The following is a 12,938-nucleotide window of genomic DNA, read 5'->3' as shown; positions in this document are numbered from 1 at the left end:
TATAGTACGATTATACTGTGATATACTCTTATATATCGAGATGTATAATAAATCGTTAATGCAATAATTGTCATTTAAAATCAATTCAGGTATTGTATTATATAATCAGTATCTATTTTTATTTTAAAATCATAATTTTTAAATTTTCATTTTTTATAAATCTTATGGATTATAAAATATAATATGATGTTACTTTGTTTAAATAAAAAAATTTTTTAATTTATTCCACTAACTAATTATTTCCATGAAAACTATTTAAGGGAATGCGATGCCTAAAGAAGAAAATATTGAAATGCAAGGCACAGTTCTAGATATGTTACCCAATACTATGTTTCGTGTGGAATTAGAAAATGGACATATCATCACTGCGCATATCTCTGGTAAAATGCGAAAAAATTACATTCGTATTCTAACTGGAGATAATGTAACTGTGGAGTTAACTCCATATGACCTAAGTAAAGGTCGAATCATATTCCGTAGCCGTTAAAAAATAAGTTTAATCATTATGATTTTATTTTTTATCATAACTCTAAATTACTTTAGTATTGCTTTCCACTATATGCATACTAACATATAATCCATTGAAAAATTTTCATATAAAAACTAGTGGTAGTGGTTTAAAATTGAAATGCGCGATCTACCATTGCTAAAACAGCAATTTTTTTGAAGTTATTTATTTTAAATGTATTTACATGTTAACATGTTAAAAAGAATGTTAGCCGATTTATTTTATGTTATATGCCCAATACTGATATTTGAATTTTTAATTATTTAGTTAAGTTAAATTTCTTTTGAAAAGTGATTAATTACTGTACTAAATAATTACTCATTAACTAATTATTTTTTTTGAAAAACTTTGTACCCCATGCAACTAACCATGCACCTATGCGAAGAACGAGTGGCCATCTTGTTATTGTAGAATTTATTACATGATAAATGGAATATACCAATTCTACATTTAATGTAACAACCTGATCATTGAAGCGTATTAAAAATACGATTATACAATTATCAATTTCCTATTGGATTATAGAGGTAAAAAAAATAATTTAGGAAAATTATATTATTTCAACAATTTTAAAATAAAATGTTGATATTTTTCAAGTTCTTTTAGACTATAAACTAATGATAATTTTTATCACTAAAATCACATTGTAAATATATCGCCTGGAAGTCATTATTTTTTAATACATCATCATACATAATCTATAATAACATATTAAATATACCAAAATGTACTTCTTTAATTCTATCTAAAAATCAAGTTTAGATACTAAAGCATAGTATCAGTAATTATAAGCCTTTGATTAAAACTTATACCACTAGGTGGTGCTACTTCTAACTATTTCTTATTAAACAATATACAGACAGTATGTGCTCTACATGTTCTTCTAATATATCAAATCATCAGACTTAAATATTTAATATTTTTGACAGTATGTATTGTCACTTCAGTTCAAAATATTTACTTTTTAATAAAAAAACACCCTACTTTATTTTATGGTGTTTTAATGTCTCGATTTTGATCAAATATCGTAATTTTAGATATTCACACTAGTTTTTAAGAACGTTATGCTTACTTATTAAAATATTTTTTTGAAATGTAACATACATAATGAACGAATATTGATTCAATCAATAAAATATCAGTAGTCTTTTGTGTCTATTGATTGGAATTAGACTACTATAAATTCTCGCTTCATCGATTATATGATTTAGTTTTTTATTAAAAATATAATAATCATTTATGTACTTTTTTAACGATTTTATTACCATACTATATTATCATTAACGTATTAGTACAAATCACTTTTTTATGGTCTAATAGATAGATAACATAAACTTTATTAAATTTATTAAATTGACTTTGATTACATTAATATGGTAAAGCATTCTTGAAATGGATATTATCCAAGTTGCCAATTTTGATAATGTAGTAAATAACTAACTAAAGAAATAGTAAGTCAATAAATTTTTATTATAACATCATACTTCGTAATAAGTATGACTAAATCAATGTTTCTTTTGAAGACTTGATTTAAGTTTCCATGGCTGTTTTTATATAAATTTTATACTAAAATAATATCTGTTATTTATATAGATACTTTATGGTACATTTTAAATAAATTAAGAACAACAGTCATACTAAACATCATGTAGTACAAAAGCGATATGCGTCTTCTATAAACTAACATGATGTAAACAGCTACACTTTGTAATCAGTACTTCATTCATCAACGAATGTTTTAGAAAAACAACATTTTTATTACTATATTTTAAAATGTTCATGTAATACATATAACCTGTATGTTGGACATAACTTTATCTAGTAAAAATAAAGTTATAATATAATTTACTTACACATAGCTATTATAAAAAAATAAATTTTTTTGAAAAATTATTCATTTTCTATGAAAACATTATAAAAAGATGAATAAAAATAATTTTTTCGAAAAAGAAAAATAAATAATCTATAATGAATATTACTATATAATATAAGTACCGTTATTTTTTTGTACTATATTTTATATTTTAACTTTAATAATATTAAAGGTAATTGATAGTACTACTAAATAATATGGATACAGTAAGACAAAAAGAGAATCATAACCGATGTTGAAGCTTTCTTAAAATAACAAGCCGTTTTTATTTCCGGGTCTATTCTTCATAATTTCTATCTTTTGTCAAAATAGTTGTTTTGATATATAGTTTTTTCAACCGTAAATCTATCCTGATATAATATTTTAAATAAATTACAATTTAATCTATTATTAACGTACAATATAATTTCACTCGGTGATCCAGATTTTATAACCATTCAATACTCAATTTTAGTAACATTATGGATAACCATTTGAAAAAACCTAAGATCTATCATGTAGATATCATCGCTAAGTCTCATTTATTTACTATCGAATCTGTTGCCTTGGAGTTTAGTAATGGAGTGCAACGAGTCTATGAGCGCATGAAACCATCTCAACGAGATGTAGTAATGATTGTACCGATAAAAAATAATCAGTTATTACTAATCCGTGAATATAGTGCTGGAATTGAAGATTATGAACTAGGTTTTCCAAAGGGATTGATCAATCCCAACGAAGGATTGATAGAAGCTGCTAATCGAGAACTCATGGAAGAAATAGGATTTGGTGCACAATGTATTACTTTTTTAAAGCGGTTAAGTATGTCGCCATCTTATTTTTCTAGCACAACTAATATAGTAATTGCCCAAGAGCTATATCCTAATCGTCTATTAGGAGATGAACCAGAGCCTTTATCTGTAGTACAGTGGCCAGTTCATCACATGCTTAAGCTTCTTGATGAACCAGACTTCTGTGAAGCACGTAACGTAAGTGCACTTTTTTTAACTCATGCTTATTTTAATTAAAGCATATAAGGTCATTAATTTTTAAATTACCAGTCACATACTTGTGAGTAAGTATGAATATAAAAATTATATTTTTAATAATATTACTTTCAAAATAATATTATTAAATTAATGATGGATTATCTTTTCCTATGAAAAACTTAATTAAAAAATGAAATTACAATAGAAGAAATATCTCTGTTTATTAGCCTATATTACTATGTAGAACTAATTATTAGTATAATTCTAAATAAAATTTATAGGCATAAGATATCATCGATATGACAATTTTTAGCTATATTCTCTTTGACTAGACAATTAATATAACATATTACTACTAGATTAATTTATATGTAATGATAGTGAATATTAAATTAATAAAAGATCTAATTGTGATTAGACATTATCTTAATTTTTATTGTTTATATAATATCTTGATTATATAACTTTCTTTCTATTATTATAGATAATAGCATGATTAAAGTTTAAAAATTAAGAATTTGGCAACAAAATTGCTTATATAATTTACAATATTAACATATTGTAAATACGATAATTCAACATTGCTTTTTAAATAAAAATTTTTAAAAAAAGATATTCTTTTAATATTACATCAAATTATAATATAATGTCATGAATTTAGAATTAAACAATAATAATAAATACTTGTATTTAGTAAAAATAAATACATCCTCGATTCATAAATACATCCTCGATTGAGGAAATGTCATTCTAATTTAATTAATCGCTATCTGTATTAAATATTTTGAATTACATACAAATAATGCTTGATATCTAGATCAAATAATTAATCATTATATTGATAATATTACATTCACAGTATGATATATTGATGTTAAAGGTGGCTTCAAAATGGTAAATAGTTATCTTAACTATTGGCAATCAATATAATATATTAATAAATTTAAACACTAGTGATGATATATCAAATAATATTATTATGTACGTTACATTCATATCTGTATGGTTTTATACAGATAAATTTTTATCAAAATGATGATAGGAAAATCTAAAAAATGTCTCCTTCAAAAGATTATTGGAAGGAATATTGAGTTCATCGTCTTTCAATAAAATGATGGGCCGTACAGGATTCGAACCTGCGACCAATTGATTAAAAGTCAACTGCTCTACCAACTGAGCTAACGACCCAATGCAATTGAAGCAATAATGGTAGGTGATGACGGGATCGAACCGCCGACCCCCTCCTTGTAAGGGAGGTGCTCTCCCAACTGAGCTAATCACCCAATGAAACAAATTTAGATTATAAAGAACATTTAAAGAATGAGTCAATCATTTTCTTATAAGTATGTATATTATCTCAATATATCTAATCATAAAAATTAAAAATAGTTAAAAAAGACCAAAATAAAAATGAATTGAAAATTCAACTTTTAATGGTAAAATGGTAAAATGTTTGGTCTTCTTACAGCACTATTGCTATAAAATTTATTATTTACATACGTCACGAAGGCATTCTGTTTTGATGCAAATAAAAACCCGTTTTGCCCCCAGTCCTACTGGCTATTTACATATCGGCAGCGTACGTACTGCACTTTATTCATGGCTTTTTGCTCGAAGCCAAGGAGGTAAATTTGTATTGCGTATAGAAGATACTGATTTAGAGCGCTCAACTCAACCAGCAATTGAAGCTATTATAAATAGCATGAACTGGTTGAATCTAGACTGGGATGAGGGCCCATATTTTCAAACAACACGTTTCAACCGTTATAACATAGTTATTGAAAATATGTTGTCTAACGGAAATGCTTATAGGTGCTACTGCTCTAAAGAACGAATAAATTCACTACGTAAAAAACAAATAGCACAATTGAAAAAACCACGTTATGACGGCCATTGTCGTAATCGTAATAGACATTATATTAGTAAGAATCCCTATGTAGTACGTTTTCGTAATCCACAAGAAGGTTCAATCATTTTTAACGACTTGATTCACGGACCTATTGAATTTAAGAACCAAGAGCTAGATGATCTTGTCATTCGCCGTGCTGATGGATCGCCTACTTATAATTTCTGTGCAGCAATTGATGATCATGATATGAAAATTACTCATGTAATTCGAGGAAATGATCATATTAATAACACGCCACGTCAAATTAATATCTTAAAATCATTAGATGCCCCAATACCTAGCTACGCTCATCTATCAATAATTTTAGGTAATGATGGTAAAAAACTTTCTAAACGACATGATGTGGGCAGTATCATACAATACCGAGATGACGGCTTCTTACCAGAAGCATTATTAAACTATCTTGTGCGTCTTGGATGGTCTCATGGTAATCAGGAAATTTTTAATTTAGAACAAATGAAGAATATGTTTAATTTGAAATCTGTTAGTAAATCGAATAGTACATTTAATGTAGAAAAACTACTTTGGTTAAACCAGTATTACATCAAGCATCTTCCTACAGAAGATATTGCTACACGCCTTCTCTGGTATGTTAAAAAACAGGAAATTAATATTTTTAATGGTCCAAAATTGACAGATATCTTAACATTGTTAAGCGGACGTTGCAGAACTCTAAAAGAGTTAGCCACTAGTTGTCACTATTTCTACGAAGATTTTAATGAATTTGACGTTAATTCTGCCAATAAATATTTATGCTCAACAGCAATAGAATCTCTAAATATGATACGAAAAATATTAGCATCACTGAATGAATGGACACCCGCTTCAATACATGAAGCGATTAAAAAGACATCCAAAGAATTACATATGAACATCAATCAGATAGGAATGCCCCTTCGTGTTGCCGTCATTGGTACTGATCGATCGCCATCATTAAACTTGACTATTCATGCTATCGGACGATCAAGGTCCTTAGCACGTATTGACAAAGCATTAGCATTTATTGCTACTACTATACATGCACATTCTCAGAAACATTAGAAGACGATACTGATCGAACAGTATTTTAATATTAAAAAAACACTTGATATTATTATCTTAATCAAGAATCACTAGAGATTTGATAATCTGTTATAAATTATTTTCCATAATATACGGGGCTATAGCTCATTTGGAAGAGCATTTGCATGGCATGCAATAGGTAGGCGGTTCAATTCCGCCTAGCTCCACTAAAAATTTTAACTATTTTTTATATTGTACTTACTGCAAAATAATATTGCGTTAAAGTATTCTCAAGAATCTTGAGTCTTTGCCAATTTATAACTTACCACCATTAATATGGATCAATGATTAACAATTACAACAAAACCTAATGATATGATATATTTTTTAGAGAATCTTTATATCAAATTACTAGACCAGCAACAGAAGAAGATAGCATACTAACTAACGTAGAACCATAGATAAGTTTCAAACCATAGCGTGAAACTACATTTCCTTGCTGTTCATGTAGTCCTTTTATAGCTCCTGCAATGATTCCAATAGATGAAAAATTAGCAAAAGACACTAAAAAGATAGATAAAATTCCTACTGAACGTTCTGATAACGTTTCAGAAATTTTTTGTAATTCAATCATTGCGACAAATTCATTAGAGACTAGCTTAGTAGCCATAATACTACCAACTTGTAATGCTTCATGCAGAGGTATCCCCATCATCCAAGCAAAAGGGAAAAAAATATAGCCAAGTATACTTTGGAAACTAATATCAAATAACATAGTAAATAAGGCATTAATTGCAGCAAGAAATGCTATAAATCCAATAAGCATTGCAGTAATAATGATTGCTACTTTAAAACCAGCAAGAATATATTCTCCTAACATTTCAAAAAAACTTTGATTTTCATTTAAATTAGCCATTTGAAGAAGATCGTCTTTTTCATCTATTTGATAAGGATTCAGCAACGATAGTATAATAAATGTACTAGACATATTCAAAAATAGAGCCGCCACTATATACTTTGGTATTAACATTGTCATATAAGCACCAACAATAGACATTGATACCGTGGACATGGCTGTAACAGCCATGGTGTACATGCGCTGCTCTGATATTTTTCCAAGAATATCTTTATAAGCAATAAAATTTTCTGATTGTCCAAGCATTAATGAACTCAATGCATTAAATGATTCTAGTCTTCCCATACCGCTAATTTTAGATAGCACGGTACCAACAATACGAACTACAATAGGTAGTACATGGATGTATTGTAAAACACCAATTAACATGGAAATAAAAACGATTGGACAAAGTACATTCAAAAAAAAGAATGCTAGTCCTTGACTATTCATATTGCCAAAAACGAAGTTTGTGCCTTCAGTAGCAAAGTATAACAATTTATCGAATAGGGAGGCACAACGTTGTACTAAAGTAATACCTATTTGAGAATGAAGAAAAAAATAAGCAAAGAAAATTTCAGTCATTAACAACTGAATAATAAAACGTACTCGGATCTTTTTATAGTCGCGGCTTACTAATATTGCTAAAATTGATATAATGGTAAACGAAAGAGTGAAATGCAATATTCGAGACATGGCTGCTCCGATAATAGATTAGAAATCATTCTTGGAGTATTGTATATGCAACTTTGATGAGAAAAATGAGTTACAAGTGATAAAGATAAAAATTTTTAAGCTATTTAGCGATAAATAATGTTAGAAAGGTTCTTCTAGAATATCCTTATATACTTAATTTTAAGATCAGTATCTGAATTATAATTCAATTATATTTTAGATGTCCATCTAATTGTTGTGTTAAAATCTCGACCTTTTTAACTAAAAATATAAATATTATAAATATTATAAAATCAAATACTACATACATAGCACTATGCTATTGATATTTTCATTGATATTAGTATTTTTTTCATAAAAATAATTATATTGTAAGAAGATACTAAAATCTACTCTTTACTAGATACATGTTCTACTGATTTCTCTGATTTCTTCAATTTTTGTTTCATATGTGACATTTAATAGCAATTTACAGGTTATCGATTTATGTCCGTTTTTATTATTATATGTGTACATATTATGTATATGTACACTTTTTTTATAATAGGAAATCTACTATAGATTTAGTTTTTAACACACTAAACTAGTTTACATTACATCTTAACATCTTAATTAAGATTAAGACCAAAAATTTATTAAAAACAACAATTTTTACATTAAAATGTACTTTTCTATACTAAACGTAGCTTGCTTAACTAATTTTTAAATTGAATGATTATTTATTGCTAATAATGTGTTTTTTTAAATCATTTAATTTGATTGAATCATCACTACAAATAAACAAATAAGTTAATAGTTAGTAACATATAATATATTAATGTTTTTAAAAACATTATGTAATAGTAAAATACTAAATATAGTGATAGCTAATATTATATGAAAATTTTAATCTATACAATTTATTTATGCTTTTTTATCTAAAAAATCATAAGAATCATATTACGCGTATGAAATTATTAAAAATAATAACATACTGGTCTTTATGACATAAATTTAATCGTCTTTATCCTATATAATGTTATTATAATTTAATCTGGATTCGATAATCCAATTACTCGAATACTTTAGAATTTAGATATGCTGTAACACAGACTTCAATTTAAATTATCCTCATAACTAATATGAATATAATTTTATATACACTAAACAATACTTTTACTTCAAACAATACTTTTACTTCTTAAGCTAATTTTATAAAAACATTATCTTACCTATCATCAAACAATAATGATGTAATCATAATTATAAAAAAATATATTCATAGTGTAAGATATGAAAACAATTATTAATCACCCTAATACTAATATATACGATATATATAGTAAATCAAAACCATGTAGCTAGAGCAGAAAAACTAGCTGCTGCAATTATAATTTAGTAAATTCGTGTGATATAATTTTTTTATTACAATTAATCTTCTATTGCTAAACGTAATTTTTTCATTGCGCTTTTTTCTAGTTGACGCACACGTTCTGCAGAAACCCCATAGCGGTTGGCAAGCTCTTGCAGCGTACTTCTATTATTGTCATCTAACCAACGTAACCGAATGATGTCCTGGCTCCGTGTGTCCAAACTTTTTAATGCTGCACTTAATTTATCTGTAGTATGATTATCCCAGTTATTTTCTTCAATATCATCAGCAAAATCAGATGTTTTATCTTGTAAATAAAGCATTGGTACTATGAACTGCCCTTCGTTTATTTCATCTTCCGGAGCTGGATCAAAAGTCATATCCTGTGCTGACATACGAAATTCCATTTCACGGATATCTTTGCTAGTCACACCTAACTCTTTAGCTACCATTTCTACTTCATCTTGGTTAAACCAGCCTAAACGCTGCTTTGTTTTACGTAAATTAAAAAATAATTTTCGTTGTGCTTTAGTAGTTGCTACTTTGACAATACGCCAATTTCGTAAAACGTATTCATGAATTTCTGCTTTAATCCAATGCACAGCAAAAGATACTAATCTCACGCCTACTTCCGGATTAAAACGGCGTACAGCTTTCATCAAACCAATATTACCTTCCTGAATTAAGTCAGCTTGAGGTAAGCCATAGCCTGAATAGGTACGTGCAATATTAACAACAAATCGCAAGTGAGATAGAATTAGACGCTTAGCTGCTTCTAAATCGCCATGATAATGCAGCCGTTCAGCCAAAGCACGTTCTTCTTCTGCTGTAAGTATTGGATAAACATTAGCAGCTCTAAAATAGTCTTCCAGACTACGATGAGGAACATAGGCTGAAATTTGCATATCTTTTATCATTCATAACCTCTCGATAAAATGTAAGTACCTTTTGATTCAGACTTATATGTAGACATAACATATAAAAAAGATATAACTAATAATAAAATTACAAATTACTAGTTAACTAAAAATAACATATTCTCTAAAACTTATTCAATAAAAATACATATCAATAACGTATGAATTATAAAAATATTATTTATATATTTGTCTAGTGAGACAACGAGCTAGTATAGCTTAGCCTATCAATGTTAATTATATAACATTTTAAATTTAAATGATAAGTGTGAACATAGCAAATATTGCTAATATGTTCACTTCCGTCAATTTTAACTTCTGGACTAGGTAATAAAATATATGATGACATATATATTATGCTTGTTTAAATAGAATTTAATTCTATAAAATTTAATTTTAAAGAAAGTAAAGTAAGATAGTCACTGTAATTTCATTAATACATTCAATAAGTTAATAATATATATCTTAATATAACACGCTAGCTTAATGTCATACATTATATAACAATGTTATTTTTGATAATTCTTATAATACCATTTATAGTAAAATGTTATATCGCTTTAATAAACTACTACTGTTATGGTATAGTAGTGCACTAGCTATGAATGGTACTGAAATCCCATTTGTATTCTATGTTATAAAAATATAATTATCAAAAAACTTTAATATCTAAGATACTTTGTTATCTATGTTCAAAGAACAATATATTTCTTTGGATCAAAATATTTTCTACATATATTTATCCTTTATCTAAATTAAAAGTGCTTAAATATCGGCTCATTACTTGTTCATACGATAAATAGTTAGATATTTTCTCAGTGTTTACTGAACAAACACTAATGATTGTCATACATTGGCAACGAATGGCATGACTACATTATATCAATATACTTTGACTAAATAATCAATATAATCAATAATGTGAAAATATAACATATATTATATATATCTTAAATACGTACAAATTATATTATGTTTCATAGTCAGTTACTAAGAATAATACAACATACAATGATGACGTATCATCCTATAAATAGTATAGTACGTTTAAATAATTAAGTATCTTTTTGAAAAGATGCGTATATCAAATAGTATCATTATTAAATGACGATTATTTATTTAAAAGTTATGGGAAATGTGATTAATTAAGATTAATTGTTATTACTACCATATTAGTGAAATGATGAAACTATCGTACATAATATCATGTATTAATAAAATAACAATGATTTTATAATTATAGAGAACTCTTTGATGAAATATGATAATTTAATAATTAGGACAACAGGTATATTTACTTCTATTTTATTTTATTCAAAAGATCATAATCTGATAATAAGAACTATTCATTTGTTAATAAATTATATTTCTTAATTACTTAGGAAAAAGGGCTTCAATAAAATCATCTGATTTAAAAGGTCGTAAATCATTAAGACCCTCTCCAATTCCAATATAGCGAATTGGAATTCTGAAATTATTAGCAATTGCAAAAATTATTCCACCTTTGGCAGTACCGTCTAATTTGGTTAATGTAATACCTGTTAAAGTTACTGCATCATTGAATAACTTGGCTTGGTTAACGGAATTTTGACCAATACTAGCATCAAGAATAAGCATAGTTTCGTGGGGAGCACTAAAATCTAATTTTTTAATAATCCGAATAATTTTTGTTAACTCTGCTATTAAATTGACTTTATTATGTAAGCGTCCTGCAGTATCTATTATTAGTACGTCAATATCATGTGCTTGAGCAGACTGAATAGCATCAAAAATTACGGATGCGGGATCAGCTCCAATATGTTGTGCCACAACAGGTATATGATTATGTTTACCCCATACTTGAAGTTGTTCTATTGCTGCGGCACGGAAAGTATCTCCTGCTGCTAGCAGAACACGTTTGCCTTGAATTTGATATTGATAAGCTAATTTTCCAATAGTAGTAGTTTTACCAACACCGTTCACGCCAATTATTAATATAATAAACGGAGTGTTTTTTGTCACTATTAATGGTTTATCGACAATAGTTAGAATAGAAGTCATTTCTTCACGTAACTTGTTGTACAGTATGCTCGTATCCTTTAGATGATATTGAGTCATTTGGTTTATTAACTTTAACTTACTAATAATTTTATGTGTAGTTTCAACGCCTATATCAGAAACCAGCAATTGTTCTTCCAATGATTCAAAAAAAGCATCACTAATTTTCTCATTATTGAATAAGTTAATTAGCTTAGATCCTAAGTTATGTCGGGTATTCGCTAGACTATTTTTTAGTCGATTCAACCAAGTTCTACGCGTAGATATTAGAGATTTACAAGCAATATCTTCTTTCAATACAATAATTTCCTTATGCGACATAACGCAACATACTTTCTATAACTATAAGAGTCTAGTTAGTACTTGCGTTTGTTAAACGTTTTAACATTACAATATAAATATAGTACATATAATACGACTGTATAACAGAATTACGTCTAAATAACAAAGTATTATATTAACTATTTTTTGATTGAAAGTAATTGGCACTACGACCGGTTGAAAACTATATGACTTATATTATTTTATATAACATAACTTATATCGAATTTTTGATCACAAGTGATCTGAAAAACATGTAATTTCTATCGAAGTTTTTCTTTACCCTTTAATTCAATATTAAAACAAAGCAAAAAAAATACTCAATGTACATATTAATAATGTAGAATTAATAATTATTTAATTATTCTACTTAATTTATTAAACGAACGAAGTCAATTCTAAGGAAATTTTCTATGAATTAACCATTCTTAATATTAAGCATTACTTATCTTTGATGATAAGTATTTTATAATATTCTTCAT

General features: G+C 27.2%; 5 protein-coding genes, 3 tRNA genes and 1 pseudogene. 4 read left to right on the top strand and 5 right to left on the bottom strand.

What is annotated here, in order from left to right; translation table 11 throughout:
- The first annotated feature begins 268 nt into the window (after positions 1 to 268).
- Positions 269 to 487: a translation initiation factor IF-1 gene (gene infA, locus ACICP0_RS00690; protein WP_395480044.1), complete on the top strand. Its 219-nt coding sequence runs from the start codon at positions 269 to 271 to the stop codon at positions 485 to 487.
- 2,355 nt (positions 488 to 2,842) lie between these two features.
- Positions 2,843 to 3,388, top strand: coding sequence for an ADP compounds hydrolase NudE (gene nudE, locus ACICP0_RS00685; protein WP_395480043.1), 546 nt, complete (start codon positions 2,843 to 2,845; stop codon positions 3,386 to 3,388).
- A 1,076-nt stretch (positions 3,389 to 4,464) separates the two neighbouring features.
- On the opposite strand, the gene ACICP0_RS00680 is transcribed toward nudE, so the two are convergent.
- Positions 4,465 to 4,537: transfer RNA gene (locus tag ACICP0_RS00680), tRNA-Lys, on the bottom strand.
- A gap of 19 nt (positions 4,538 to 4,556) precedes the next feature.
- Positions 4,557 to 4,632: transfer RNA gene (locus ACICP0_RS00675), tRNA-Val, on the bottom strand.
- Positions 4,633 to 4,871: 239 nt separating this feature from the next.
- Between ACICP0_RS00675 and gltX the strand changes: the two genes are divergently transcribed.
- Positions 4,872 to 6,299 carry a glutamate--tRNA ligase gene (gltX, locus tag ACICP0_RS00670; protein ID WP_395480042.1) on the top strand — a complete coding sequence of 476 codons (1,428 nt, stop codon included), beginning with the start codon at positions 4,872 to 4,874 and terminating at the stop codon, positions 6,297 to 6,299.
- Positions 6,300 to 6,414: 115 nt separating this feature from the next.
- Positions 6,415 to 6,487 (top strand) — tRNA-Ala (locus ACICP0_RS00665).
- Positions 6,488 to 6,663: 176 nt separating this feature from the next.
- Here the strand turns inward: ACICP0_RS00665 and ACICP0_RS00660 are convergent.
- From ACICP0_RS00660 to ftsY, 3 genes and pseudogenes are all read right to left on the bottom strand, one after another.
- Positions 6,664 to 7,851 (bottom strand): NupC/NupG family nucleoside CNT transporter, encoded by a 1,188-nt coding sequence (locus ACICP0_RS00660; protein WP_395480041.1) that lies wholly within the window; start codon positions 7,849 to 7,851, stop codon positions 6,664 to 6,666.
- A gap of 1,389 nt (positions 7,852 to 9,240) precedes the next feature.
- A complete protein-coding gene (gene rpoH / locus ACICP0_RS00655; RefSeq protein ID WP_395480040.1) occupies positions 9,241 to 10,098 on the bottom strand; it encodes an RNA polymerase sigma factor RpoH in 858 nt (285 codons plus the stop codon).
- A 1,374-nt stretch (positions 10,099 to 11,472) separates the two neighbouring features.
- Positions 11,473 to 12,378 (bottom strand): annotated as a pseudogene (gene ftsY, locus ACICP0_RS00650) (signal recognition particle-docking protein FtsY); the annotation flags it as partial.
- Positions 12,379 to 12,938: the final 560 nt, after the last annotated feature.

Origin of the sequence: Candidatus Curculioniphilus buchneri endosymbiont of Curculio glandium (assembly GCF_964275155.1) — a bacterium.
GTDB classification, from domain to species: domain Bacteria; phylum Pseudomonadota; class Gammaproteobacteria; order Enterobacterales; family Enterobacteriaceae; genus Curculioniphilus; species Curculioniphilus buchneri.
The sequence above is the reverse complement of the archived record's forward strand: the minus strand, read 5'-3'. Positions and strand labels throughout refer to the sequence as shown.

Excerpts from the sequence above, each read along its gene's own strand:
- infA (WP_395480044.1), top strand. The coding sequence starts at position 269 with ATGCCTAAAGAAGAAAATATTGAAATGCAAGGCACAGTTCTAGATATG.
- ACICP0_RS00660 (WP_395480041.1), bottom strand. The coding sequence starts at position 7,851 with ATGTCTCGAATATTGCATTTCACTCTTTCGTTTACCATTATATCAATT.
- gltX (WP_395480042.1), top strand. The coding sequence starts at position 4,872 with ATGCAAATAAAAACCCGTTTTGCCCCCAGTCCTACTGGCTATTTACAT.
- nudE (WP_395480043.1), top strand. The coding sequence starts at position 2,843 with ATGGATAACCATTTGAAAAAACCTAAGATCTATCATGTAGATATCATC.
- rpoH (WP_395480040.1), bottom strand. The coding sequence starts at position 10,098 with ATGATAAAAGATATGCAAATTTCAGCCTATGTTCCTCATCGTAGTCTG.